The sequence below is a fragment of the Pseudarthrobacter defluvii genome, from assembly GCF_030816725.1.
Lineage (GTDB): Bacteria > Actinomycetota > Actinomycetes > Actinomycetales > Micrococcaceae > Arthrobacter > Arthrobacter defluvii_A.
On the sequence record NZ_JAUSYG010000001.1, the window covers coordinates 4,395,150 to 4,418,413 of the forward strand.

The 23,264-nt window shown below is 66.1% G+C and carries 27 protein-coding genes; 14 read left to right on the top strand and 13 right to left on the bottom strand.

All coding sequences use genetic code 11. The features are described from left to right. The first annotated feature begins 37 nt into the window (after window positions 1-37). Window positions 38-935 (top strand): IS5 family transposase gene (locus tag QF031_RS20515; RefSeq protein ID WP_307429913.1). Its coding sequence is split into 2 segments (ribosomal slippage): window positions 38-388 and window positions 390-935, totalling 897 coding nucleotides; the frame shifts between segments, so codons are not numbered across the junction. A 301-nt stretch (window positions 936-1,236) separates the two neighbouring features. Here QF031_RS20515 and QF031_RS20520 read toward each other — a convergent pair. Next, complete coding sequence (locus QF031_RS20520; protein WP_307432573.1) at window positions 1,237-1,671, bottom strand: DoxX family protein; 435 nt, start codon at window positions 1,669-1,671, stop codon at window positions 1,237-1,239. Window positions 1,672-1,779: 108 nt separating this feature from the next. Between QF031_RS20520 and QF031_RS20525 the strand changes: the two genes are divergently transcribed. From QF031_RS20525 to QF031_RS20535, 3 genes are all read left to right on the top strand, one after another. Continuing rightward, a complete protein-coding gene (locus QF031_RS20525) occupies window positions 1,780-3,132 on the top strand; it encodes an MATE family efflux transporter (protein ID WP_307432576.1) in 1,353 nt (450 codons plus the stop codon). Between the two features lie 46 nt (window positions 3,133-3,178). Then, entirely contained in the window at window positions 3,179-3,769 is a 591-nt protein-coding gene (locus QF031_RS20530) for a hypothetical protein (protein WP_307432581.1), read from the top strand. A gap of 96 nt (window positions 3,770-3,865) precedes the next feature. Continuing rightward, the gene (locus QF031_RS20535; RefSeq protein ID WP_307432584.1) at window positions 3,866-4,240 is read left to right on the top strand and encodes a hypothetical protein; all 375 of its coding nucleotides are present in this window, start codon (window positions 3,866-3,868) and stop codon (window positions 4,238-4,240) included. 45 nt (window positions 4,241-4,285) lie between these two features. Here QF031_RS20535 and QF031_RS20540 read toward each other — a convergent pair whose 3' ends face one another. Beyond that, window positions 4,286-4,831, bottom strand: a complete 546-nt coding sequence (locus QF031_RS20540) for a CGNR zinc finger domain-containing protein (RefSeq protein ID WP_307432587.1) — start codon at window positions 4,829-4,831, stop codon at window positions 4,286-4,288. Between the two features lie 71 nt (window positions 4,832-4,902). Between QF031_RS20540 and QF031_RS20545 the strand changes: the two genes are divergently transcribed. Beyond that, entirely contained in the window at window positions 4,903-5,937 is a 1,035-nt protein-coding gene (locus QF031_RS20545; RefSeq protein WP_307432590.1) for an EamA family transporter, read from the top strand. 150 nt (window positions 5,938-6,087) lie between these two features. On the opposite strand, the gene QF031_RS20550 is transcribed toward QF031_RS20545, so the two are convergent. Beyond that, entirely contained in the window at window positions 6,088-6,351 is a 264-nt protein-coding gene (locus QF031_RS20550; RefSeq protein WP_307432593.1) for a WXG100 family type VII secretion target, read from the bottom strand. A 212-nt stretch (window positions 6,352-6,563) separates the two neighbouring features. On the opposite strand from QF031_RS20550, the gene QF031_RS20555 reads away from it, so the two are divergent. Continuing rightward, complete coding sequence (locus QF031_RS20555; protein ID WP_307432598.1) at window positions 6,564-6,836, top strand: DUF2277 domain-containing protein; 273 nt, start codon at window positions 6,564-6,566, stop codon at window positions 6,834-6,836. A 29-nt stretch (window positions 6,837-6,865) separates the two neighbouring features. Here QF031_RS20555 and QF031_RS20560 read toward each other — a convergent pair whose 3' ends face one another. From QF031_RS20560 to QF031_RS20585, 6 genes are all read right to left on the bottom strand, one after another. Beyond that, window positions 6,866-9,175: a heavy metal translocating P-type ATPase gene (locus tag QF031_RS20560; RefSeq protein ID WP_307432600.1), complete on the bottom strand. Its 2,310-nt coding sequence runs from the start codon at window positions 9,173-9,175 to the stop codon at window positions 6,866-6,868. Between the two features lie 27 nt (window positions 9,176-9,202). Continuing rightward, complete coding sequence (locus QF031_RS20565; protein ID WP_307432603.1) at window positions 9,203-9,442, bottom strand: heavy-metal-associated domain-containing protein; 240 nt, start codon at window positions 9,440-9,442, stop codon at window positions 9,203-9,205. A gap of 55 nt (window positions 9,443-9,497) precedes the next feature. Then, window positions 9,498-9,857, bottom strand: a complete 360-nt coding sequence (locus QF031_RS20570) for a metal-sensitive transcriptional regulator (RefSeq protein WP_307432606.1) — start codon at window positions 9,855-9,857, stop codon at window positions 9,498-9,500. Between the two features lie 296 nt (window positions 9,858-10,153). Next, complete coding sequence (locus QF031_RS20575) at window positions 10,154-10,666, bottom strand: universal stress protein (protein ID WP_307432611.1); 513 nt, start codon at window positions 10,664-10,666, stop codon at window positions 10,154-10,156. A gap of 96 nt (window positions 10,667-10,762) precedes the next feature. Continuing rightward, window positions 10,763-11,578, bottom strand: a complete 816-nt coding sequence (locus QF031_RS20580; RefSeq protein ID WP_307432614.1) for a class F sortase — start codon at window positions 11,576-11,578, stop codon at window positions 10,763-10,765. Between the two features lie 99 nt (window positions 11,579-11,677). Beyond that, window positions 11,678-12,511 (bottom strand): hypothetical protein, encoded by an 834-nt coding sequence (locus QF031_RS20585; RefSeq protein WP_307432617.1) that lies wholly within the window; start codon window positions 12,509-12,511, stop codon window positions 11,678-11,680. A 277-nt stretch (window positions 12,512-12,788) separates the two neighbouring features. Between QF031_RS20585 and QF031_RS20590 the strand changes: the two genes are divergently transcribed. From QF031_RS20590 to QF031_RS20625, 8 genes are all read left to right on the top strand, one after another. Further along, entirely contained in the window at window positions 12,789-12,989 is a 201-nt protein-coding gene (locus tag QF031_RS20590; RefSeq protein ID WP_307432620.1) for a hypothetical protein, read from the top strand. Window positions 12,990-13,058: 69 nt separating this feature from the next. Continuing rightward, window positions 13,059-14,168, top strand: a complete 1,110-nt coding sequence (locus tag QF031_RS20595; protein ID WP_307432623.1) for a WD40/YVTN/BNR-like repeat-containing protein — start codon at window positions 13,059-13,061, stop codon at window positions 14,166-14,168. Further along, window positions 14,128-14,448 carry a MoaD/ThiS family protein gene (locus QF031_RS20600; RefSeq protein ID WP_370874545.1) on the top strand — a complete coding sequence of 107 codons (321 nt, stop codon included), beginning with the start codon at window positions 14,128-14,130 and terminating at the stop codon, window positions 14,446-14,448. The genes QF031_RS20595 and QF031_RS20600 overlap by 41 nt, the downstream gene beginning before the upstream one ends. Before the next feature lie 134 nt (window positions 14,449-14,582). Continuing rightward, window positions 14,583-15,365: an ABC transporter ATP-binding protein gene (locus QF031_RS20605; RefSeq protein WP_307432628.1), complete on the top strand. Its 783-nt coding sequence runs from the start codon at window positions 14,583-14,585 to the stop codon at window positions 15,363-15,365. Next, the gene (locus QF031_RS20610) at window positions 15,355-16,062 is read left to right on the top strand and encodes an ABC transporter ATP-binding protein (protein WP_307432632.1); all 708 of its coding nucleotides are present in this window, start codon (window positions 15,355-15,357) and stop codon (window positions 16,060-16,062) included. Before QF031_RS20605 ends, QF031_RS20610 begins: the two co-directional genes overlap by 11 nt. A gap of 5 nt (window positions 16,063-16,067) precedes the next feature. Continuing rightward, a complete protein-coding gene (locus QF031_RS20615) occupies window positions 16,068-16,949 on the top strand; it encodes a branched-chain amino acid ABC transporter permease (protein WP_307432635.1) in 882 nt (293 codons plus the stop codon). After that, window positions 16,949-18,055, top strand: coding sequence for a branched-chain amino acid ABC transporter permease (locus QF031_RS20620; protein ID WP_307432639.1), 1,107 nt, complete (start codon window positions 16,949-16,951; stop codon window positions 18,053-18,055). Before QF031_RS20615 ends, QF031_RS20620 begins: the two co-directional genes overlap by 1 nt. Continuing rightward, on the top strand, window positions 18,052-19,308 hold the full coding sequence (locus QF031_RS20625) for an ABC transporter substrate-binding protein (RefSeq protein WP_307432642.1): 1,257 nt from the start codon (window positions 18,052-18,054) through the stop codon (window positions 19,306-19,308). Before QF031_RS20620 ends, QF031_RS20625 begins: the two co-directional genes overlap by 4 nt. Here the strand turns inward: QF031_RS20625 and QF031_RS20630 are convergent, their stop codons facing one another. The 4 genes from QF031_RS20630 to QF031_RS20645 all read right to left on the bottom strand — a co-directional run bounded on the left by QF031_RS20630 (window position 19,309) and on the right by QF031_RS20645 (window position 23,248). Beyond that, window positions 19,309-19,947, bottom strand: a complete 639-nt coding sequence (locus QF031_RS20630; RefSeq protein WP_307432645.1) for a PadR family transcriptional regulator — start codon at window positions 19,945-19,947, stop codon at window positions 19,309-19,311. Between the two features lie 69 nt (window positions 19,948-20,016). Continuing rightward, on the bottom strand, window positions 20,017-21,429 hold the full coding sequence (ligM, locus tag QF031_RS20635) for a vanillate/3-O-methylgallate O-demethylase (protein WP_307432648.1): 1,413 nt from the start codon (window positions 21,427-21,429) through the stop codon (window positions 20,017-20,019). A 38-nt stretch (window positions 21,430-21,467) separates the two neighbouring features. Next, window positions 21,468-22,340 (bottom strand): formyltetrahydrofolate deformylase, encoded by an 873-nt coding sequence (gene purU / locus QF031_RS20640; RefSeq protein WP_307432651.1) that lies wholly within the window; start codon window positions 22,338-22,340, stop codon window positions 21,468-21,470. An 11-nt stretch (window positions 22,341-22,351) separates the two neighbouring features. Then, window positions 22,352-23,248, bottom strand: coding sequence for a methylenetetrahydrofolate reductase (locus QF031_RS20645; RefSeq protein WP_307432654.1), 897 nt, complete (start codon window positions 23,246-23,248; stop codon window positions 22,352-22,354). Window positions 23,249-23,264: the final 16 nt, after the last annotated feature.

Sequence of the window (23,264 nt, forward strand, 5' to 3'; positions counted from 1 at the left end):
CCTAAATCCGGAACCTCTTACCCGGGATGCTTGATGTGTGTCTCGTACTTCTGTTTTGACTGACGGGCAGTGGGCCCGGATTCAGTCGTTGCTGCCGTCTTCTGTTGGCCGCCGGGGTCGTCCTTTCCGGGATGATCGCCGTGTAGTCGAGGGCATCATCTACCGGTATCGGTGCGGGATCGCCTGGCGGGATGTGCCGGCGGAGTTTGGTCCCTGGCAGACCATCTGGAAGCGTCACCGCCGCTATAGCGGTGACGGGACCTGGGACAGGATCCTGGCGGCCCTGCTGACGACCGCGGATGCCCGCGGTGAGGTGGATTGGTCGGTTTCAGTGGACTCGACGGTGAATCGTGCCCACCAGCACGGCACCAACCTTCCGCGCACCACAGGGGGCCTGCTCGAATTACATGAATCTGTTTGCTGAGCCCACCGATCACGCGATTGGGCGTTCCCGCGGCGGATTAAGCACCAAGATCCACGCCTTGGTCGATGGTAAAGGCAGACCCCTGGTGCTGCTCGTTGCCCCCGGCCAGGGCGGGGATGCGCCCATGTTCACTCATTTGATGAACCAGTTGAAGATCAACCGGACGGGTCCGGGCAGGCCGCGCACCCGCCCGGACCGTGTTCGCGGTGACAAGGCATACTCGTCCAGAGCGATCAGGACCCACCTTCGCGACCGCGGCATCGCCGCTGTTATCCCGCAACCATCCGACCAGATCGGCCACCGGAAACGACGCGGATCCACCGGCGGCCGACCCCCGGCCTTCGACAAGGAGGACTACAAAGGCCGCAACGTCGTCGAACGCAACTTCAACATCTTCAAGCAGTGGCGGGCCCTGGCGACCCGCTACGACAAACTGGCCTTCACCTACCGCGGCGGAGCAGTCCTCCGCGCGATCAGCATCTGGCTGACAGCTTTAGGAGACACGCCCTAGTGGTCCCAGCGCTTTTGGAACGATTCAAAACACGCCGGCAGTGGACTCCAAGTGCGTGGTGCGGCCGTACGTGGGGGAGACCGATGAAGATGGCTGAGACCAGGGGTGCGGTGATGCAGCTCTCACTGCAACAAACAAAGGTCTATCAGGAGTGCCATTTAGCTGGCAAGCGTTTTCCCAATCTTTCCCGTGCGCGAGGCTGAGCGGCAAGTGGGATGCGGAGGCCAGGCCGTAGAAAAACGACGGCGGCCGCGCACCGTGGTGCGTAGCCGCCGTCCGGCATTTGTTGTTTCAGGCCGGGCTAGGCCAGGACCGCCAGTTTCGAATTGCGGCGGGCGAAGAGTGCGCGGTCCAGGGAGAAGCGGCCGGGGCCGGTAAGTGCCAGCGCGAACGAGGCTGCGGCCAGGAGCAGGACGAGTTCATACCCTCCGTTTGCGGCAAAGATGCCGGCGGGGGCATGAACCAGGAAGAGGGCGCCGAGCATGTCAAGGACCAGGAGTGCGGCCACGACGCGGGTGAGGATGCCCAGGATCAGGGCAACGCCGCCCGCCAGTTCCAGGACGGCGATGGCCGGAGCCATGATCTCGGCCGCCGGGACGCCCATTTTGGCGAAGGAAGCCTGGGTGCCGGCGAGGGTCCATTCATTGAACTTCTGCCAGCCGTGGGCGGCAAAGAGGAAACCGAGGATCAGGCGGAGGGCGGTGAGGGCTGTGGTGGTCAGGCGTGGCTGGTTCATGTCTCCACCTTCTCTCGCAGATAGTTGAAGTGTCAACTAAAAGGGTGTGATTGTGGGCTTTCTCATGCCGGGCTGCCCCGTATCGACTGGCGACGTTAAGCTGTCACCGTGCCCCGTCAACCTGCCCCTGCGTCTCCGGCTGCCACCCGCGGTCCGGCCCGGGAGATACTCCGCCTTGCCGTCCCCGCCTTCGGCGCGCTGGTGGCCGAGCCACTCTTCCTGCTGGCGGACTCCGCCATCGTGGGGCATCTCGGCGTCGCCCAGCTGGCGGGGGTGGGGCTGGCCTCAGCTGTGCTGCAGACCGCCGTCGGACTCATGGTCTTCCTGGCGTACTCCACTACGCCCGCCGTGGCCCGTGCAATAGGTGACGGACGGTTGGGCAAGGCGCTGGCGGCAGGGCGGGATGGTGTTTGGCTCGCAGGAATCCTCGGCGTGCTCCTCGCCGTGGCCGGGTTCGCCGCGGCCGAACCGCTGATTGACCTTCTGGGCGCCGAGGGAAGTGTCCGGACCTTCGCCGTCGACTACTTCCGCTGGTCCATGCCGGGGCTGGTGGCAATGCTGCTGATCTTTGCCGGCACCGGGGTACTGCGCGGCCTGCAGGATACCCGCACCCCGCTGGTGGTGGCCACCGTGGGATTCGGTGTCAACATCGTCCTGAACCTGTGGCTTGTCTACGGCCTGGGCCTGTCCGTCGTGGGTTCAGCGCTGGGGACCAGCCTGGCCCAATGGGGCATGGCTGCTGTCTATGTGGTGATGGTGCGCCGGAACGCCGTGCACCACGGCGTAAGCCTCTTGCCCAGCTGGCGGGGGATCCGCAGCATGACCCGTGTGGGGTCCTGGCTCATGCTGCGAACGCTCAGCCTGCGCGCCGCGATCCTGGCCACCGTGCTGGTTGCCACTGCCCAGGGCGACGTGAACCTTGCAGCCCACCAGCTGGCCATGACTATTTTTTCTTTCCTCGCGTTCGCCCTGGATGCCCTGGCTATCGCTGCCCAGGCGCTGATCGGCAAGGAGTTCGGTGCATCGAACGCAGCCAGGGCCAGGCTGTTGACGGGGACCATGATCCGCTGGGGCGCGGGCTTCGGCGTGGTGACCGGCCTGTTGCTGGCAGCGGCGGCACCTTGGGCCGGGGCGCTGTTTACCCCTGACCGCCAGGTGCAGCAGGCGCTTGCCGTTGCCCTCTGGGTCCTGGCCGCAGGGCAGCCCATCGCCGGTTACGTCTTTGTCCTCGACGGTGTGTTGATCGGCGCGGGGGACGCACGGTACCTCGCCGTGGCGGGTCTGGTTAACCTCGCGGTCTACGTGCCGCTGCTGGCATGGGTCGCACTGTCCGGCGCCGCCGGTACATCGGGGCTTGGCTGGCTTTGGGTGGCTTTTGCGCTGGGCTACATGGCGGCCCGCGCCGTAACCCTGGGTCTGCGTTCACGCTCCGACCGCTGGATGGTGCTCGGCTCTGCCTGACTCCAACCCGGCTGGACCTCCCAGCCGCCCCCACTAAACTGGACCGGTGACGCAACCATCCACCCCCGCGGGCGCAGCCCCCGGAACAACCCCCCGTAATGGCCTCTGGAAGCCCGTCCTGCTCCGTTCGGCCGCTGCGCTGGTCTTCGGCGCCGTCACGGTCTTCTGGACTTCCCCTTCCGTGGAGGTCATGGGCTGGGCCGGCGGACTCTACCTCCTGGCCGCCGGCGTGGTGTCCCTTCGGACCGTCCCCGCAGCGGGCTTCGCCCAGAACTCTGCCCCCGGCAAGCTGCTGTCCGCCGGCGGTGCGGTCCTGGCCGGCGCCGGCTTTGCCGTGCTGCTCCTGCACAGCGACCTGCTGTTCGGTGTGATCGCGGCCCTGGGACTCGGCGTGGCCGGCGCCCTCGAGCTTGCCTGCGGTCTGCAGCACAGGGGCCGTCACGTGCTTGCCAGGGACTGGATTGCCTCGGGGGTTATCGGTATCGGAACGGCGGTGCTGCTGCCGTTCTTCATCAACCTCGGTGCCCACGCGCTGCTGGGCGTGGCCGGTGGCGGGGCGATTATTTCCGGCGTCCTGTGGGCACTCTCCGGCCTGACGCTGCGGCACGATGCCCTCGCCGGGGCGGGAAAGCCGTAAACTAGGTAGAGCGCCCTTCTACTTTCCGTAGAAAACGGCCGCGACACCGCAAAGACAAACCAGGTCGGCCATGCGCCGCCTGCAGGGAGGAACCACGTGGCTGACCAGCATCAAGGAAAACCGCGCAAGATGCGGACCTCGGTGAAGGGGCCGCTGATGTTCTCGGCATTCTGGGCCGTCGTCGCCTTCGTTGCAGTGTTGATCTTCGCTTCCGGGGGAAGCGCCCGCGCGCCCCGCTTCGACCTCGCTTTCACCGCGGCCGGTATCGCCTTCATCGTCACCCTGGTGATCGCCGCAATGCTGTCCATGAGCTACAAGGAGAACGCGGAACACCTGGGCAAGGGGTCGGGTGTGAACCTGAGCTCGGCGCCCAAAACATCTCCTCACGGCGGCTCCCGCGGCTTTGGTGCTCCCGGCACCCAGAACCCGCCAGCGTCCGGCGACGGCACGGACGGCACGCCCCAGCGCTAGGGGTTCAGTTCGCCCGCGCTGTGCCGCGGGGATAACCCGCTCCGGTTAGCCTGCCGCCGCCTGCCTCGCGCGGTAGGCGGCAACGTGGGCCCGGTTGGCACAGTTGCCGGTGTCGCAGTACCGCTTGGACCGGTTGCGGCTCAGGTCCAGTACGGCTGCATCGCAGTCCTCGGCATCGCAGGTGCGCAGCCGGTCCATTTCCTTGCTGCGGATGACGTCGGCAAGCGCCATGGCTGCCTCAGTGCTCATCCGGTCCGCCAGCGGGGCCTCCGGTGCGGTGGCATGCAGGTGCCAGTCCCACCCGTCGTGCTTCATCAGCTGAGGCAGGGCACTCGCGTCCCGCAGCAGCCGGTTAACCGTATCAACGGCGGCATCCTCATCCGCTGTCCACACCGCCGCCAGCTCACCACGCAGCTGCAGCACGCTTTCCAGCTCGACGGCATCATGGGTTCGGGCTCCCGAAAATCCTTCAGCCGCCAGGAAGGCATCAAGGTCTGCGACGGAGGCCAACCCGTCCCTGCCGTTCGCGGCCGAGTTGATAAGGTTCACCACCGTGCGCAACGCCACTTCAGTGTCAGGGGCGAAAACCATGTTGACTCCTTACAGCATCGAGGCGTAGTGTCATGAGCATTACCCCACTTTACTCCTGACAGGAGGCGACGGTGCCTGCCGCCAAAAATCACAACCAAACCCCGGAGCTGCCCACCACGCGGACCAGCTTCCTTGCATCCGGGCTAGGCATCGCATTGTTCTCCTCGGCCGTCTTCGGCCTGTCGGGATCGTTCGCCAAGTCGTTGCTGGAGACCGGCTGGTCCCCTGGCGCCGCCGTCTCGGCCCGCCTCACCGGCGCCGCCCTGCTCCTTGCCCTTCCCGCCGCGACGGCATTGAGGGGCCGCTGGCACCAGTTGCGCGACAACTGGCTGACCATCGTGCTGTTCGGGCTCATCGGCGTGGCGGCATGCCAGCTGTTCTACTTCAACGCGGTGGCCCGGCTCTCCGTGGGAGTCGCACTCCTGCTGGAGTACCTGGCACCCGTGATTATCGTGCTGTGGCTCTGGGCAGCCAGCCGCCGCCGCCCGCGGGTATTGACCGCCGGCGGGACGCTGCTCTCCCTCGCCGGACTGGTGCTGGTCCTCGACCTCACCGGAGCTGTAAAAGTTGACCTCGTGGGGGTCCTGTGGGGCATGGCCGCAGCGGTCTGCCTGGCCATCTACTTCTTCATTACGGCCAAGGAAAACGACACCCTGCCGCCCATCGTGCTGGCCTCCGGCGGACTCATGACCGGCGCCGCTGTCATGTGGCTGGCTGCCGCCACAGGCCTGCTGCCCATGGCCTTCAGCACCGCGGACACCACATTGGGTCCATGGACCACGCCCTGGTGGGTTTCCCTTGCTGGGCTGGTGGTGCTGGCCACCGTGCTGGCCTACGTCTCGGGCATCATGGCGGCCAGGGCCCTGGGGTCCAAGGTGGCATCCTTCGTGTCCCTCACCGAGGTCCTCTTTGCCGTGCTGTGGGCGTGGCTGCTGCTCGGTGAACTTCCGGGCCCCATCCAGCTCCTTGGCGGTGTCCTTATCGTCGGCGGAGTCATCCTGGTGCGGCTCGACGAGCTGCGTGCCACGGCTCCCGGCGCCGGCAAAGACGCGCCAGTAGCGGTCTCGCCGCTGGAACACGCGAACGACGTCGAACCCGTCCCCTAAGCCCGGGCCTATGCCCAGGTGCGCCGGGCCATCAAAGCGAGGTGCCGCCGTCGTAAGCCAACAGCCTCCGGAAGCCGACAACGGGTGGTGACAACAAAAGGGCAGGGACACCGCATGGTGTCCCTGCCCCCGCCAGCTTGTGGCGTAAGCCTAGTGAGAGGCCTGGCTCTGCTCTTCGGCGTTGCGCTTGGCCTGTGCGCCGGCTTCCTTCAGCGCCTCGGCAACCTTGGTCAGCATCGTGGTGTGGGTACCGGACCACTCGTTGCGGAACTTGGTGGCGTCCGGGCCTTCCCAGTTGGTGCTGCTCAGAACCTTGGTGAGAGTGGACTTCTGCGTCTCGATCTCGGACGCCCCAGCCTGAAGCTTGCTGCCGAGCTGGCGAAGCTGCTCAACGTCTGCACCCCAAATAGCCATCAGTTTCTCCTTGTTAGGTCGTGGATCCGAACCAGATCGGCATCCCCAGCGGCCCCCCGGCTCATCCGGAAGATCCATTGCCTAAAACCTATCCCGGCCCCCAAACAGTGTCGATGGGCAGCCCTGCCCATGCCGGGCTCCCCATGGACGCCGGGTGGAGACCATGAAAAAGGGGGTCGATCCCAGGCGTTGGAAGAGCCTAGCATGGCCTTATGTGCCGGAATATCCGAACCCTCCACAACTTCGAGCCGCACGCCACGTCCGAGGAAGTGCACGCGGCGGCGCTGCAGTACGTCCGCAAGATCAGTGGGAGCACCAAACCGTCCAAGGCCAACCAGGAAGCTTTTGACGAGGCCGTGCACCAGATCGCGCACATTACGCAGCACCTGCTGGATTCGCTGGTGACGCAGGCGCCGCCCAAGGACCGGGAGTCCGAGGCCGCCAAGGCCAGGGCGCGCGCCGCAGTACGGTACGGCGCCGCCTGAGCCCTCGCCCGCACCCGCCGGGACTGCGGCTACTTGCCGAAGCCTCGCAGCCGCAGGGAGTTGGCCACCACCAGCACCGAGCTGGCAGCCATGGCGCCCCCGGCAATCATCGGGTTGAGCAGCCCCAGGGCTGCCACCGGGATCCCCACCGCGTTGTAGAAGAACGCCCAGAACAGGTTGGTCTTGATGGTGCCCAGGGTCCTCCGGGACAGCTCGATGGCCTGCGCCACCTGGGCGAGGTCGTTCCCCATCACGGTCAGGTCCGCAGCTTCGATGGCCACGTCCGTCCCGGATCCCATGGCGATGCCCAGGTCCGCCTGCGCCAGCGCCGCGGCGTCATTGACGCCATCCCCGGCCATGGCCACCGTGGCGCCGCCGGCCTGCAGCTTCCGTACTGCCTCAACCTTCCCCTCCGGCAGGACACCGGCGTAGACATCGTCCGGAGCGATCCCGACGGCGGCAGCCACCTGGGCGGCGACAGCGGCGTTGTCCCCGGTCAGCAGGATGGGCCGCAGGCCCAGCGCCTTCAACCGGGCGACGGCGGCGGCGGATCCCTCCTTGACGGTGTCCCGCAGGCTGATGATGCTGGCAGGTTGGCCGTCCACTGCCACGCAGATGGCGGTGGCGCCACCTTCCTCGGCAGCCGCCAACCGGGCCTGCTGGCCGGCATCCAGGGCAATTCCGTTCTGCTGCAGCCAGCCGCTCCGTCCGGCCAGCACGCGCCTGCCCTCAACGGTGCCGGAGACTCCGCCGCCGGGGGCGGAACTGAAGCCCTGCACTGGGGGCAGCGTGCCGGCGTCGTTCGCGTGCTTCAAAGCTGCGGCCGATGCTGCCGCCACGGCGATGGCCCGGGCCACGGGGTGCTCTGAGGCGGCCTCCAGGGCGCCGGCGAGCCGGAGGACTTCGTGTTCTGCAAAGCCGGGAAACGCGGATGTGGTGTCGACGGACAGGATGCCCGTGGTGACCGTGCCTGTCTTGTCCAGCAGGATGGTGTCCACGGTGCGGGTGTCCTCGAGCACCTGGGGGCCTTTGATCAGGATGCCAAGCTGGGCACCCCGGCCGGTGCCGGTGAGGAGGCCCACCGGGGTGGCCAGGCCCAGGGCGCAGGGGCAGGCGATCACCAGGACGGCGACGGCGGCGGTGAAAGCCTGGCGCAGATGGCCGCCATCAACGTCGGGTCCGGCCAGGAGCAGCCAGAGCACGAAGGTCAGGACAGCAATGCCCAGGACCACCGGCACGAAAACCGAGCTGATGCGGTCGGCGAGCCGCGCGATGGGAGCCTTGCCCGTCTGGGCCTGCGACACCAGCCGGGCCATCTGGGCAAGGGTAGTCTCGGACCCGACCCTCGTCGCCCTCACCAGCAGCCGGCCGGACGTGTTGATGGTGGCTCCTGTGACGCGGCTGTCCGGCCCCACTTCGACCGGGACCGACTCGCCCGTGACCAGCGAAGTGTCAACGGCAGAAGCACCGTCCACCACCACGCCGTCGGTGGCGATCTTCTCGCCCGGGCGTACCACCAGGACGTCGCCCACCTGCAGCCGGTCGGCCGAAATTTTCTCTTCGCTGCCGTTTCGCAAAACCGTGGCATCCTTTGCGCCCAGGTTCAGCAGGGCCTGCAGGGCGTCGCCGGCCTTTTGCTTGGCGTTGGCTTCCAGGTACCGGCCCAGCAGCAGGAAGGTGGTGACCACGGAGGCCACCTCGAAGTACAAGCCGCCGGGCATGCCCTCCATCCCGGGGTGCTCGGTCATCCGGGGGTCGGCCAGCAGCTGCCAGGCCGAGAACAGGTAGGCCGCAGAAACCCCCAGCGACACCAGGGTGTCCATGGTGGAGGCGAGGTGCCGGGCATTGATTGCCGCCGCCCGGTGGAACGGCCAGGCTGCCCACGTGACCACCGGCAGTGCCAGCACGGCCGCCGCCCAGCCCCAGTTGGGGAACTGGAAGGCGGGGACCATGCTGACAAGGAAGACCGGTACGGTCAGGATCGCCGCCAGGATGAGCCGCGGGCGGAGCCGGGAAGCCGGGATCGCAGCCGAATGGTCCGCGGGCACCGCACCTTCGGCGCTGCCTTGAGTTTCCGCATCGACGGCTGAGTAATGCTGCTGCCGGACCCGTGCCTTGTAGCCGGCAGCTTCCACTGTCGATGTGAGCTGTTCGTCGGTTACGCCCTCCGGGACCGTGACGTACGCGGACTCCAGCGGCAGGTTGACTGTTGCAGCCACGCCGTCGAGCTTGCCGAGTTTCTTTTCCACCCGGTTAACACAGGATGCGCAGGTCATCCCTTCGATGTCGAGTTCGACGACGCGGGTGCCGGGCGGGTGCAGCAGTTCCTGGTGGCTCATTGTCAGCTTTCCGGTGCGGGAGTGTGTTTAGGCTTCGTTTGCGACCACCAGGTAGCCGGCCTCGGCGACGGCTTCCCCGATGTCCGAGGGCGGCAATTCCCTGTTTGCGGTGATGGTTACGGTGGAGATGCCGCCGGCGTTCAGGTCGACTTTTACTTCCTCTACGCCGTCGATGGCTTCGAGTTCTTCGCTGACGGCCGATACGCAGTGCCCGCAGGTCATGCCGGAGACGCTGACGGTTGTGGTGGTGGGGGAGGTGGTGCTCATGGCTTGCTCCTTCGTTAAGTCCCGGCGGTGGCCGGGGGTGGATTGGGGGGTGGCGTCAACGGAGCAGCCGGCCGATGGCGTCGGCAGCTTCCTTCACCTTGGCGTCGATGGCTTCAGCGCGGGCTTCCGGGTCGGGCTCGGAGGCTGCACCCACCACGCAGTGGCCGATGTGTTCCTCGACCAGACCAAGGCTGACTGCGTGCAGCGCCTTGGTGACGGCTGCGACCTGCGTAAGGATGTCGATGCAGTACTTGTCCTCATCCACCATCCGGGCAATGCCGCGCACCTGGCCCTCGATGCGCTTCAGGCGGCGAAGGTAGGCATCTTTGTTTCCGGTGTAACCGTGTGGCGGGGGAGTGCCATCCTGCGCAGCAGGCTGTTCAGCCGCCGCGATGGTTCCTTCGATAGCATTCATGCAGCCAAGGTATACCCGGGAGGGGTATAAGCGCAAGTACCCCGGTGGGGTATTTTCCGGGCCCCCGCGTGTCGGCGGGCCCAGCTGGGAAGGCACAAAAAAGCTCCGGAGTGCGTTATTGGGGGATACGCACTCCGGAGCAGCTTTTGGGCAATTCCGGATCCACCTGCGTGGATCGTCCTTGCTTGAATTAGCTTACGGGCTGGTATGGGCACTGCGCTAGCATCCCGAATAACTACTTTCGCTTTACTTTAAGCGCCCCACCTATGGCCAGGATTTCCCCGTGCTCATGTCCTCTACGGATGGTCCTCGTGGGCGGGCATCCTGTAGGGGACCACCAGCACCGGCCGGCTTTGGTGGTGGCTGAGCCAGGTGCCGACGGATCCGTTCAGGGCCTCCGAAAGCCGGTGCGAGAATCCGCGTTCCGGGGTGCCCACAATGATGATGGGGGCGCCGAGTTCCGCCGCGACCTGGCCCAGGGCACGGGCGGGATCCCCGGTGAGGGTACGGAAGGACCAGTCCAGGGCGCTGCCGGTGGAACCCAGTTCGTCCACGGTGGATTGAACCTGGGCTTTCAGCTCTGTTGTCAGGGCCAGCATGTCGTCATTAACGTCCGGGTGCCGGGAAAGGCGGTGCGCAGAGCGGGCCGGATCCCATTCCACCAGATAGCTGGCTTCATCCACGTATGCGCAGACCAAAGGTGTGGCCAGCCGTGCGGCCAGGGCGGCTGCAGTTTGAAGGACTTCCGGGTGCTGTTTGGGCATGATGCCCACCAGGAGCGGAGCGCCGTTGAAGAGTTCCCCTGTCATGGCGCCCATTGTCCGCCCCGCTCAAGAGCGTGAACAGGTACGTTTGGCCCGTAAAGACGGGGAACCTAAGGGGCTCGGGTGCCAGTCGTGGAACCGCTAGGAAGCAGCAGGGTACGCGGTGACCACAACGTTTTTACCCCAGGGGTCTTCTGTGTAGCAGCTGATGAGGACCAGGCGGTTGGGCACCATGTCCCACACGGGACTGTCCTTGAGGCCTGACTTCACGTACGTCGTGACGCTTTCCACCTGGTAGCTGATGGTTCCGGCACTGGTTTCCACGTCAAAGCGGTCACCAATGGCCGCGGCTGAGCTGAGGTGGTTGAAGGGGGCGTCGGCGCCTTCCCAGCTGTGGCCGATGATGTAGGTGGTGTTGGTGGAACCACTGCCCGGAATTCCGAAAGGCGTCAGCCAGTATCCGTCTTTGGTGGCGGGGGGTTCAATGGTCCTGCTGGCCTCAGCTTCACCATCGAGGCCCAGTGGGTGGACGCCCACGTTGAAGGCGGCTGATGGATAACTGATGCGGACGGGCTGGGCTGCTGGCGGAAGTGGCGGTCCCGCCGCAACACCGGTGGGCGTCATCCCGGGCGTTTGGATGGCTGCGGTCGGATCCGCTGCCACAGCTGAAGCTGGCCCGCCCGTCCCGGCAATGGGGGCCGCGCCGGCAGAAGCAGGGCCGGTGGACGACTTTCCGGAGGAATCAACGCCTCCGGCAACCACCGCAGCAGCTGCGGAACTGCTTCCCACGGACAGCAGCGGTGCCGGGTGGAAAAGGGGAGCGCCAAGGGTGAACGAAAGGAATGTGAGGACACCGCAGAAGAGGATGGCCACATCGCCGGCGTTCCATTGCCGCCCCGCCAGCTGCCTGTTGCTGCGTCGCCTGGGCGCTGCGTGCCGGCTTCGGGTCCTTGGCATGGCGCTCCTCGTGTTGCGGTGGGGATTGGAAGGAAGGCGTCCTGCCGGGCACTGGCAGGACGCCTTCCTTGTCTGGGAGCCGCCGGTGGCGGCATGCAATCAGCCGGCGTTGCTGACTGGACGCGACCGGCGTCGGGCTGCCACGGCTGCGCCCGCGGCAGCGAGGGCGCCTGCCCCGGCAAGCCAACCCGGCCCGCTGTCAGCGGCTCCTACTGCGGTCTGCGCGTTGTAGCCCTGGTTGGTTCCCACGCTGACGGGGACCGGGACCGGTGCTGCCTTGGGCGCCGCCTTCGGGACGGTGGCAGCCTGCTTGGCCGGCACTGCAGCAGGAGTAACTGCAGAGGGCTGCTTCTGCACAGTTTCCCCTCCGGGGGTCTCCGCGGGCGGCGTCACCACGGGCTGGTCGACGACGGGCGGTTGCTCGGCGGGGGGCGTGTCCACGGGTGGGTTCGCCACGGGCTGGTCGACGACGGGCGGCTGCTCGGCGGGCGGTTGTTCGGCAGGGGGTTGTTCGGCGGGGGGCGTGTCCACGGGTGGCGTCACCACGGGCTGGTCGACGACGGGCGGCTGCTCGGCAGGCGGTTGTTCGGCGGGGGGTTGTTCGGCGGGCGGTGTCACCACGGGAGGATTTACGACGACGGGCGGGTCCACCTGGTCAAGCTCCTCACCCGGGGGCAGCGGTGCGCACTGCGCGACGTAGAGTTCCTTTCCGGCGTTGGTCCAGTTCTTGCCCTCCGATTTCGACGTCGGCGGAATGATGTCCAGCGGATGCTCGTCATGGCCGGACAGCCCGTTGATGCTGAACTCCATCGCTTTCCAGGTGCTGCCGTCGCTATGGCAAACGGTAACTTTGTCCCCTGCGGCTATTGCAGGCGCTGTGAGGCTGATAAGGCCGAGCCCCACCACCCCCAGTGTGGCTAAGGTGCGTTTCATGCTGTCTCCCCATATGTGTGAAACGGACCATGGCAAGGACATGCCAGCGGTGGCACCGTATGCCCCAGCAGCACGGTCAGCTTGAGTTGAGATTTCAGGCTAGGGGTGCCTCAGGAGGCAGTCGCCAGTAGGGGGTACTCGTCTTTTCCCGGCACTCGCCGGCCAAGTTACTTGCCGGTACCCGAAACACTGAAGGCCCCACCTGCTTCTTCGTCGGTACCTTGTCCGGAGCCTTGGCTGTGCCTAACGTTTTAGATGACCCAGGAAGGGGGAAGTCGTGGACATTTTCATGTGGTGGCTGGACCTGGACCTCGCCAGCAAGGAATGGCTGCGGGAAAATCTCCGGGCGGAGGAACTGCCGCTGCCGGTACTTCAGGGCATTGCCGAGGCAGGAGGTCCGCATCCAGGCAATCCCGCCGCGGTGCTCACCGCCGCCGACTGGGACTTCATCGAGACGCAGTCGGAGTTCGTGGACTGACCCCTGCCTGCTTGGGAGGGGCAATCACGGGGCGGGATACCGTTGCGCGGCAACCGTTCCGGTGGTTGCATGGTCCGCATGGCAACGGCGGCAGAATCATTCGTCCTGGCAATCGGCACCAAAAAAGGGCTGTGGCTGGCCACGAGCAAGGACCGGCAGGACTGGTCCTTCACCGGCCCGCATTTCCTCATGGCGGAGATTCCCAGCATCGGGATCGATACCAGGGAAGGGCGTACCCGGATCATGGTGGGCGCGCGCAGCCCGCACTGGGGGCCCACGGTGGCCCACTCCGATGATTTCGGCGCCACCTGGAACGAGCCGGAACACGGCGCCATCAAGTTCCCGGAAGACACCGGCGCAGCGCTGGAGCGCGTATGGCAGATCTACCCTGACGCCGAGTCCCGCCCGGGAGTGGTGTGGGCGGGGGCCGAACCGATTTCCCTCTGGAAGTCCACCGACGGCGGAGAGCACTTCGAGCTGAACCGTGGCCTGTGGGACCACCCGCACCGCAGCGAATGGGGCGCGGGCTACGGAGGGGCGGCGGCGCACTCGATCGTGGTTGACCCCGCGGGTGAGACCGTCCATGTCGCCATGAGTACCGGCGGCGTTTACCGCTCAGCCGACGGCGGCACTTCCTGGGAAGCGCGCAACAGGGGGATCTCGGCGTACTTCATGCCCGACCCGAATCCGGAGTTCGGCCAGTGCGTGCACAAGATCGCCGCTGATGCGGCCGTGGCGGGACGCCTCTACGCCCAAAACCACCATGGGGTGTACAGGACGGACGACAACGCCGACAGCTGGAACTCCATCGCCGAGGGCCTGCCCGCGGACTTCGGCTTCGTCATGCTGACCCATCCCCGCCGCGACGGCACCGCCTGGGTGGTCCCGCTGAAGGCCGACGGCGAACGCATCCCTCCGGACGGCAGGCTCGCCGTCCACCGCACTGACGATGCCGGTAACACCTGGAAGCGTCTCAGTACAGGCCTGCCGGAGCGCGAATACAACAGCGTGCTCAGGGACGCGGCATCGGTGGACACGGCAGAACCGGCAGGGGTGTACTTCGGTACGCGGGGCGGGACGGTCTACGCGAGCACTGACGAGGGGGAGACGTTCAGGGAGGTGGCGTCCCACCTGCCTGATGTCCTGTGCGTGCGGGCGGCAGTGGCGGCCGGTGCCTGAAATTACGCTGCTCCTTCCCAGCGTCCTGCAGCCCCTTGCCGGCGGGCAGTCGCTGCTGACCATGCCCGTCGGCGGGCCGGTGACGGTGGGCGGCCTGCTCAATGCGGTGGCCGCGGACTACGCCGTGCTGGGCCGCCGGCTCCGCGACGAGACCGGGGCGCTGCGAAGGTTCGTCAACATCTATATCGACGGCGACGAAGTGCGGCGGCTGCAAGGCCTGGAGACCGAGGTGCTGCCGGGCCAGGAGGTGCTGGTAATCCAATCCGTTGCAGGCGGTTGAGCCGCCGCGGGAACAGTGCTGGCCAAGCGAAGCCAGGATCGTTGACAATTTCGTCCGCGATCCGTAGCGTCGGTTTCGTGCAGTGGTCATGAGCTGCATCCATTCCTAGCGATGATGCGACAGGAAGGTACAGGGTGGCAGCGAGCCTGAGCCTCAAGGACGTCAGTCTGCACTTCGGCGGGGTCAAGGTGCTGCAGGATGTCAGCTTCAACGTCGAGCCCGGCGTGATCTTCGGCCTGGTGGGCCCGAACGGTGCCGGCAAGACGTCCCTCTTCAACTGCATCAGCGGACACTACAAGCCAAGCTCCGGGTCGATTTCCATCGACGGTACCGAGGTGTCCGGCAGTGCCCCTTCGCGGATGGCGCAGTTGGGGCTGGCACGCACCTTCCAGCACCCGGCGCTGCAGCTGAACGCCACAGTCCTGGAGAACGTACTCCTCGGAGGGCACACGCGGCTGCCCGGCGGCCCCGCCTCCTGGGCGCTCCGGTTGCCCTACACGGTCAGGGCCGAGCGCGCCGTCCGGGCCGAAGCGCTGCAGCTCCTGGATAAGGCCGGGCTGGGGTGGGCGGCGCACCTGCCTGCAGACGAACTTTCCCACGGGCTCCATAAAGGCATCGAACTCTGGCGGGCTCTTCTTTCCAAGCCCGCGCTGCTCCTTCTTGATGAGCCGGCGGCCGGACTCTCGCATGGCGAAGTTGAACAACTGATTGCCACGGTGAAGCGGCTCCGCACCGAGCAGGACGTCACCATCATCATCGTGGAGCACCACATGGGACTCATCTCGGCGCTCACAGACCAGGTGATGGTCCTGGACCACGGACGCAAGCTGATGGCGGGCACAGCGGCGGAGGCCCAGTCCGATCCCCGCGTGATCGAGGCCTACATCGGGAAGGACGCCGCGGACGATGCTGCTTGAACTCACGGATGTGACAGCGTCCTACGGGCCCGTGCAGGTCCTGGACGGGGTTTCGTTAGGTGTGCCGGAAAGCGGATCCGTGGGCATCCTCGGCGCAAACGGGGCTGGCAAGACCACCACCCTCCGCGCCATCAGCGGTACCGTCAGGACCGGGGGCAGGATCAGGTTCGACGGCCGGGACATCCGGGGCTTCCGGCCGGACCGGGTGGCAGCGCTGGGAATCGCCCATGTGCCGGAGGGGCGCGGCACGCTGGGCCAGCTGAGCGTTCGCGAGAACCTGCTGGTCGGTGCCTACCTGCGCAAAGACCGGAAGGCGATCGCCGGCGATATCGAGTACTGCCTTGACCTGTTTCCGCAGCTCCAGGACCGGGTGGGGTCGCGCGGCGCGGCGTTGTCCGGCGGTGAGCAGCAAATGCTCGCCGTAGGCCGGGCCTTCATGGCCAAACCCAAGCTGCTGCTGCTGGACGAAGCCTCACTCGGGCTGGCGCCCAGCACGGCCAAGACGGTTTACGAAGCCATCCGCCGTCTCCGGCTCGAGTCCGGAATCGCCATGCTGGTGGTGGAACAGAACGCGAACCTCGCATTCTCCCTGGTGGACACCGCCACCGTCCTGGAGACGGGCCGCAACGTACTCACCGGCACCTCGGCTGAGCTCAAGGGCATGGACGAAATCCGCCGTGCCTATTTGGGAGGTTGACCCTCATGGGGACCTTTATCCAGCTCGTCGTCGACGGACTCGCCACCGGCTCCATCTACGTCGCCCTGGCCCTGGCGATCGTGCTGGTGAACCAAGCCACGGGCCTGATCAATTTCGCCCAGGGCGGCATGGCTGTGCTGTCCGCCTACATTGCCTACGCGTTTGTCCAGCTCGGCCTGCCGCTCGTCCTGGCCATCCTCATTTCCATTATTCTTTCATTCCTCCTGGGCGCGGTGGTGGAGCGTTTCCTCCTCCGCCGGTTCGAAGGTGGTGACCCGGACACCGCCGTGGTGGTGACCATCGGTCTGCTCACCCTCGTCACCGGCATCTGCGCGGTCCTCTGGGGCTACAACAACCTGGGCTTTCCGTCGCTCTTCCCGCTGACCAGCGTCGAACTGCTGGGGGCTGTGGTAAGCGTCAGGTCGCTTGCCACTGCGGTGACCATCGTTGTCATCATGGTTGTCCTGCAACTGCTCTTCCTGCGCACCAAGCTGGGACTGGCCCTTCGCGCCGTCGCCGACAACCCGGCGTCGGCCGCTTTCTCAGGCCTTCCCGTGGGCCGGCTGCTGATGGTCGGCTGGGGGCTGGCGGCCACGCTCGGAGCGATCGCCGGAGTCCTGGTGGCCCCGCAGCTGACCCTGACGCCCGGCATGCTGGACACCGCCCTGGTCTACGCGCTCGCCGCCGTCATCCTCGGCGGCCTGGACAGCCCCATCGGCTGCGTGGTGGCGGCCTCGGCGATCGGCGTCCTGGAGAACCTGGTGGCCGTCTACATTCCCCTCATCGGCCATGACCTGAAGATCGCGGTGCCTTTCGCGCTGATCTTCGTCATCCTCATCATCCGTCCCCAGGGCCTGTTCGGCAGAAAGGTCGTGGTGAGGGTCTGATGAGCGCCGCTGCCGCTACCACCGCACGCCGCCCCTGGGTGCGGATCGTGCTCGCCGCCGTTGTGGCGGTCGTTCTGATCGCCGCTCCACTGGTCCTGCCGGCCTTTGCGAACCAAACGCTGGTCCGCATTGGTGTCTACGCCGTGGCGGTGCTGGGGCTGAACATCGTGATGGGATACACCGGCCAGGTCAATCTCGGGCAAATCTTCTTCGTGGGCCTCGGCGCCTACGTCACTGCATACGGCGTCAACCAGGGCTGGAACATCCTGCTGGTCTTCGTCGCCGCGTGTGCCGTCGCCGGCGTGGTCGGGCTGCTGGTGGCCCTGGCAGCCGCCCGCCTCGGCGGCCTGGCCATTGCCATGGTCACCATCGCCCTGCCCATCGTCGGCGTCCCCCTGGCCAAGCGCCTTTCCGACTTCACCGGCGGCTCCCAGGGAATCTCGGCGCGCTTCACGGACGCTCCGGAATGGTCCGGGCTGGACAACGACCAATGGCAGTTCTACATCGTGCTGGTGGTGGCGGCCGGGGCATTCCTGCTGGCCCGGAGCCTGGTCCGCGGCAAGTACGGGCGTGCCTTCGCCGCGGTCCGCGAAAACGAGGCTGTTGCTGCCTCCATGGGTATTTCGCCCTACCGCACCAAGGTCCTTGCCTTCACCATTGCGTCCATATTCGGCGGCGCCAGCGGCTTCCTGTACCTCGCGGCCGTGCAGTACACCTCGCCCGAGACCCTCAGCTTCGGACACTCCATCAGCCTCCTGGCAGCCATGGTCATCGGGGGTGCCGGCAGCATCGCCGGTTCCCTCCTGGGCGGCGCCTACTACGTCTTCGTTCCGCAACTCACCAACGCAATAGATCCCAACCTCACCACCATCAGCCAGGGTGCCATCCTCCTTGCGGTCCTGTTCCTGTTGCCCGGCGGCCTGGTCAGCATCCCCCGGGTGGTTCGCAGGCTCACGCGCCGGTATGCCGGACGCAGCTCCACGGGCCGCCGTGCCATGGCCCGCCCTGCAGCGGAGACTTCCCAGCAGACCACTCCAGCCCACCGTCCGGTACCGGATGCCGCGCCGGAGCGACACGAACAAACAGAGAGGCAGGATGGACCATGAAGATGAGAAAGAAGCCAGGAGGGGTGCTTGGCATCGTTGCCTTGACGGCCGCCGTCGCGCTTTCCCTGTCTGGTTGCAGGGGCGACAGCGGCGGCCAGGGCGGCGGTTCCGCGTCCTCCCCGGGGATCACTGACTCGGCGATCACGCTTGGGATCACCACTCCGCTCAGCGGTGCAACGGCCGGGCCGGGCAAGTGCACCGTCGCCGGTGTCTCGGCCTACTTTGGTGCCGTGAATGCTGCCGGGGGCGTGAAGTTCGGCGACGGCAAGACGCGCACCGTGAACATCAAGTCCTATGACGACGCCTATGACCCGCAAAAGTCGCTGGCAAACTTCCAGCAAATGGTGTCCGACAACGTGTTCGCCGCCACCGCCGGGCTGGGCACGCCCACCAACCGCGCATTCCGTGACGCCGCCATCAGCCAAAAAGTTCCGCAGGTGCTGGTGATGACGGGAGACCCGCTCTTCAGCGACCGTAAGCAGAGCCCGTGGCAGTTGGGGTTCGTGCCCATATACCAGAACGAGGGAGCAGCGTTCGGCAAGCTCCTGGCGAAGTCGGGCGGGCAGCACAAGGTGGCCATCCTGTCGCAGAACGATGACTACGGCAAGGGCTACGTGTCGGGCTTCAAGGAGGCCATCCAGGGGGCGTCCAACATCTCGGTGGTGGGGGAGCAGACCTACGAGGCGACCGACACGTCCGTGGATGCCCAGCTCACCCAGCTGGCCTCTTCCGGGGCAGACGTCTTCTTCAACGCCATGTCCATCACCCCGCTCACCATCGCGGCGCTTCAGAAGGCGCAGCAGATCGGCTGGAAGCCAAGCTGGTTCCTGCCCTCCAACACGTCCAGCCCCACCGCCATCCTGGAGCCCGGCGGTGCCTCCGCCTACCCGGGCATCTACTCGGTGTCCTTCGCCAAGGCACCGCAGAGTCCGGCATTTGCCAAGGACCCCGACGTCGTCAAATTCCTTGACGAACTGAAGCAGTACGGAAACTACCCGGACATGCCCGCGTTCCCGCACTGCATGTGGAGCTACATGGTGGGAGCCACTCTTGAGAAGGCGTTCCAGAACATGAAGGAGCCCACGCGGGACAGCTTCATGACGGCGCTGCGCGACATCAAGGACCTGAAGGCGCCACTGATGCTGGAAGGAACGTCGGTCAACACCACGACTGACGGCCAGCCAGCGGTGTCCTCGGTGGTGGTGCAGAAGTACAACGGCAAGGGCTACGCGACTGCCGAGAACTTCGGCTGACTAGGCGCGGGCGGCGCTGGGCACCGGCCTGGCGCCGCCCGTGGGTTCTGCGCCGCCCGTGGACTCCAGGCTCTCAATGAGTTCGAGTCCCCGCTGCGCCCAGGCGATCTCCGCGCGGGCACGGTCCACCAAACCTTCGTAGGTGAACCGCTTGAAAGCGATGGTCCGTTCACGGTCCGCCGGATCGGTCACCGCCAGGCGGCGCACCAGCATGGGGTTGTCCACCTGGGCAATGCGCTGGAGTTCACCCTCCCATTGGCCGAGCTCGGCCTCCCACTGTTCCTTGTGCCGATGGAAGAATGCCCGGCCGGTCTCCGGTGATGCAGCCTCGAGGTAGGCGGCCCGCAGGTGGGCAGGGTCGCGGACCCGTGCGTACTCCAAGGGGGTTTGCATCCAATTGAGGAAGGCCTGGTTCCCGGCGTCCGTCACGTGGTAAACCCGCCGGGTGGCGCGCTGGCCCCTGGGCTGTTCCTCACCCTCGATGAGGCTTTCTGCCTCCATCTTGCGCAGCTCGGGATAGATCTGCGAGTCGGGGGCATGCCACACATGCCCCACCGACATGGAGAACTGCTTCTGCAGCTCATAGCCTGACAGCGGCCCCACACGCAGCAGCGCAAGCAGCGCGTACCGAAGGCTCATGCTGTGCTCCTCCAAGGGCTCAGGGAAAGTGCGGGGGCGCTGCGCCCCCGCACATTGGGGTTCCCCAGCCTAGGCCGACTGATAGTTCGTCCGCCACCCGCCGTGGTAGGTGGCGCGCGCTACCGTTGAGTAGGGGACGGGGCTGACCACGGCGCGCACCTCAGTCTGCACATGGGGCTCGACGGCGGCCTTGGCAGTTCCGCCGTTTGGCTCACCCCAGACGACCCGCAGCTCCGTGCCCTCCGGGACGTTGGGGTCGATTGTCGCGAGCGAGAGCGCGCGCCGTTCGTTGGCGCTGTAGCCGGTGAACATTGAATAGCCCACCACCGTTCCGTCGGCATCCACCACCGAGTCATAGTTCGCCGACCCGTAGTTCGCCAGGGGCAGGTCGAAGAACTTGTAGCTCGGTCCGTCCACGTTGAACAGGGAGGCGAAAATGGACGTGACATCCTCGGCGTCCCACGCGAGGGTGACCTTCTTGCGCTGTGAAGCAGGGTCGATCCGTTCGAGTGCGTCGCGGCCGATGAAGTCGTGGTCGAACTTGACGAACGAGCCGTAGCCCAGTTCCCACGGGGTCAGGTAGTAGTCCTCGATGTTCCCGGACACGAACGAGCCCGCCAGGGTTCCGGTGGCTTCGTAGCCGTCAGCGGGCAGCCATTCGCGGTAGCCGCGCTCCGCTTCGCCGGTGTAGATGGCCGGCAGCGGCGACGGGATCCAGCCGGACTCGAGGGTGTTGGACGGGTACGCCCGGGAGCCCACGGGCACCAGGCCGAACTCGGCTCCGGCCTCCACGATGGCATCCCGTATGCGGTCATGGTCCGCATACGGGCCCCACACTTCCAGGCCCGGTGCGCCGGCCATCCCGTGCCGCAGGGTGCGGACGCTGGTCCCCGCGATGGCCATGGTGGACATGTTGAAGAACTTAAGCTGCTCCAGGGCGCCGCCGTTGAGCTTTTCGATGACCTGCCAGGCGTTGGGTCCCTGGATCTGGAAGCGATAGTACTGGCGGGTCACGGGATGCCCGTATGGCCGTGAAGGTGAGCGGCGGTCCACGGTGATGTCCAGGTCCCGGTAGCCGCCCGTCTCGCCGTGGTAGAGCAGCCAGTTCGCTGCCGGGGAGCGGCCGACGTACACGTATTCGTCCGCTGCTTCGTGGAAGAGGATGCCGTCTCCGATGACGTGGCCGGACTCGGTGGTGGGTACATACTGCTTGGCTTTGTTGACCGGGAAGGTGGCGGTGGAGTTGATGGCGGTGGCGGTGATCAGCTTGATCGCGTCCGGACCCTTTATGAACAGGTTGTCCATGTGGTGTGACTGGTCGTAGAGGACAGCTGTCTGCCGCCAGGCGGTCTGCTCCTTGATCCAGTTCTGGAAATCGGCCGGCACCACGGGGTAGATGTAGGAGCCGATCTGGGAGTTGCGGAGGAGATCCACCGCCCCTTTTGACGCGTCGAGGACTTCCTGCAGGTTTTTGGGTGCCACGTTGAACCTCTTGTTCTGTATCGGTTTGTTGATGGGTATCAGAAGACGATGGTTTGGTTGCCGTGCCGGATGACGCGGTCCTCGGCGTGCCACTGGACGGCGCGCGAGAGTACCGCCCGCTCCACGTAGGCACCCCGTGCCTGCAGGTCCAGCGCCGAGTGGGCGTGCGTCACGCGGGCCACATCCTGTTCGATGATCGGCCCCTCGTCCAGGTCCTTTGTCACGTAATGCGAGGTGGCACCGATGAGCTTGACGCCCCGCTCCTTCGCTTTGCGGTAGGGCGCGGCGCCCACGAACGCGGGCAGGAAGGAGTGGTGGATATTGATCAGCGGTACGGAAACCGCGTCCAGGAATCCGGGGGACAGGATCTGCATGTACCGGGCCAGCACCACGAAGTCCACGTTGCCCTCCAGCAGCCTCAGGATCTGGGCCTCCGCTGCTGCCTTATCCGGCCCGGCGGAGGGGACGTGGAAGAACGGGACGCCAAAGGCCCGCACGTCCTCGGCCGTGTTGGTGTGGTTGGAGATCACCATGGGAATGGTCACCGGGAGTTCTCCCCTCCTGTGCCGCCAGAGCAGTTCCAGCAGGCAGTGGTCGGAGGTGGACACCAGGATGGCCATGCGCTTGGGGATGGAGCGGTCCGTCAGCGTCCAGGAAAGCCCCAGCGGCGTGAGGGTCCTGGCCACGTCTGCCTCGATCTCGGGCATCGCTGCGGCCAGGCCCGGCCGGTTGAAGACCACGCGCTGGAAGAAATCACCCGATGAAGGATCACTGGAGTACTGGTCCAGGGAGACGATGTTCCCCTTGTTGCGGGTCACCACGGCCGCCACCGCAGCCACGATGCCCGGCCGGTCAGGTCCGTGGACAATGAGGCAGGACTGGTCCTTTTGGGACTCGGTGTGCAGGACCATGGCTTGCCGCCCTAGCCCTCTCCCGCGGTGAAGTGCCGGACCCAGTTGGCCGTGGCCAGCAGGCCGCCAAAAGTGTAGAAGTGCAGCCCGACCTCTTCCGGCAGGTGACCGTCCTGCCGGGGTGCGCGTTCGGCGAGTACGGCGGCCAGATCGTTGACGAACCGGTCAGGGCCGGCGTCCCCCATGAGGTTGGTCAGCGAAAAGCCGTACTTCTTCACGATCATCGCGTTGGCTCCCACCCCGAAGCGGCGCGCGAAGCCGAGGAGCCGCTTGACGCCCGCCGGGCCGGGAGTGCCCACCCGAATGGGAGCCTTGATGCCCCGGGCGCGGACCTCCTCAATCCAACCGGCAACGGGTTCGGTGTCGAAAGCAAACTGGGTGATGATAAAGGCGCGGAGGTCCTGGGCGGCCAGTGCTGCGGTCTTGTCCTCCAGGGCCTGCCACAGGGTTTCCTTGCGGATATCCGGATGTCCTTCCGGGTATCCGCCGATACCCACCTCCCGGACCCCGAACTGTTGCAGGAGGCCGGTGCCAATCAGTGCAAGCGAGTCTTCGTACGGGCCCTCCGGCTCGGTGGGGTCACCGCCCACCACGAAAAGGTGTTCGGCGGCGCCCACCTCCTGGAGGCGTTGCAGGAACTTTTCGAGATCCCCGCGGGATGCCAGCCGCCGCGCCGAAATGTGCGGCACCGGAACGAAGCCGAGGTCGCGGACGGCTTTGGCTGCGGCAACCCGCATGTCCAGGTCCTCGTTGCCGAGAAAGGTGACGTTGATGCGGGTGCCGGGCGGGATTTTGTCTTTTGCCTCGATGAGGGCGGGAATGTCCTTGCCGGTCATTTCCAGCGAGAAGTTCTTGATGAGTTCCAGGGATGCTGCCCGGTTGGGGGCGGGCATGATTCGTGTCGCCATCAGGTCATCCTTTCGG

Excerpts from the sequence above, each read along its gene's own strand:
- QF031_RS20620 (WP_307432639.1), top strand. The coding sequence starts at position 16,949 with ATGAGCGCCGCTGCCGCTACCACCGCACGCCGCCCCTGGGTGCGGATC.
- QF031_RS20575 (WP_307432611.1), bottom strand. The coding sequence starts at position 10,666 with ATGACAGGGGAACTCTTCAACGGCGCTCCGCTCCTGGTGGGCATCATG.
- QF031_RS20630 (WP_307432645.1), bottom strand. The coding sequence starts at position 19,947 with ATGAGCCTTCGGTACGCGCTGCTTGCGCTGCTGCGTGTGGGGCCGCTG.
- QF031_RS20580 (WP_307432614.1), bottom strand. The coding sequence starts at position 11,578 with ATGCCAAGGACCCGAAGCCGGCACGCAGCGCCCAGGCGACGCAGCAAC.
- QF031_RS20625 (WP_307432642.1), top strand. The coding sequence starts at position 18,052 with ATGAAGATGAGAAAGAAGCCAGGAGGGGTGCTTGGCATCGTTGCCTTG.
- QF031_RS20595 (WP_307432623.1), top strand. The coding sequence starts at position 13,059 with ATGGTCCGCATGGCAACGGCGGCAGAATCATTCGTCCTGGCAATCGGC.
- QF031_RS20555 (WP_307432598.1), top strand. The coding sequence starts at position 6,564 with ATGTGCCGGAATATCCGAACCCTCCACAACTTCGAGCCGCACGCCACG.
- QF031_RS20600 (WP_370874545.1), top strand. The coding sequence starts at position 14,128 with ATGTCCTGTGCGTGCGGGCGGCAGTGGCGGCCGGTGCCTGAAATTACG.
- QF031_RS20615 (WP_307432635.1), top strand. The coding sequence starts at position 16,068 with ATGGGGACCTTTATCCAGCTCGTCGTCGACGGACTCGCCACCGGCTCC.
- QF031_RS20540 (WP_307432587.1), bottom strand. The coding sequence starts at position 4,831 with ATGGTTTTCGCCCCTGACACTGAAGTGGCGTTGCGCACGGTGGTGAAC.
- QF031_RS20520 (WP_307432573.1), bottom strand. The coding sequence starts at position 1,671 with ATGAACCAGCCACGCCTGACCACCACAGCCCTCACCGCCCTCCGCCTG.
- purU (WP_307432651.1), bottom strand. The coding sequence starts at position 22,340 with ATGGTCCTGCACACCGAGTCCCAAAAGGACCAGTCCTGCCTCATTGTC.
- QF031_RS20550 (WP_307432593.1), bottom strand. The coding sequence starts at position 6,351 with ATGGCTATTTGGGGTGCAGACGTTGAGCAGCTTCGCCAGCTCGGCAGC.
- QF031_RS20560 (WP_307432600.1), bottom strand. The coding sequence starts at position 9,175 with ATGAGCCACCAGGAACTGCTGCACCCGCCCGGCACCCGCGTCGTCGAA.
- QF031_RS20570 (WP_307432606.1), bottom strand. The coding sequence starts at position 9,857 with ATGAATGCTATCGAAGGAACCATCGCGGCGGCTGAACAGCCTGCTGCG.
- QF031_RS20565 (WP_307432603.1), bottom strand. The coding sequence starts at position 9,442 with ATGAGCACCACCTCCCCCACCACCACAACCGTCAGCGTCTCCGGCATG.
- QF031_RS20610 (WP_307432632.1), top strand. The coding sequence starts at position 15,355 with ATGCTGCTTGAACTCACGGATGTGACAGCGTCCTACGGGCCCGTGCAG.
- QF031_RS20585 (WP_307432617.1), bottom strand. The coding sequence starts at position 12,511 with ATGAAACGCACCTTAGCCACACTGGGGGTGGTGGGGCTCGGCCTTATC.
- QF031_RS20645 (WP_307432654.1), bottom strand. The coding sequence starts at position 23,248 with ATGGCGACACGAATCATGCCCGCCCCCAACCGGGCAGCATCCCTGGAA.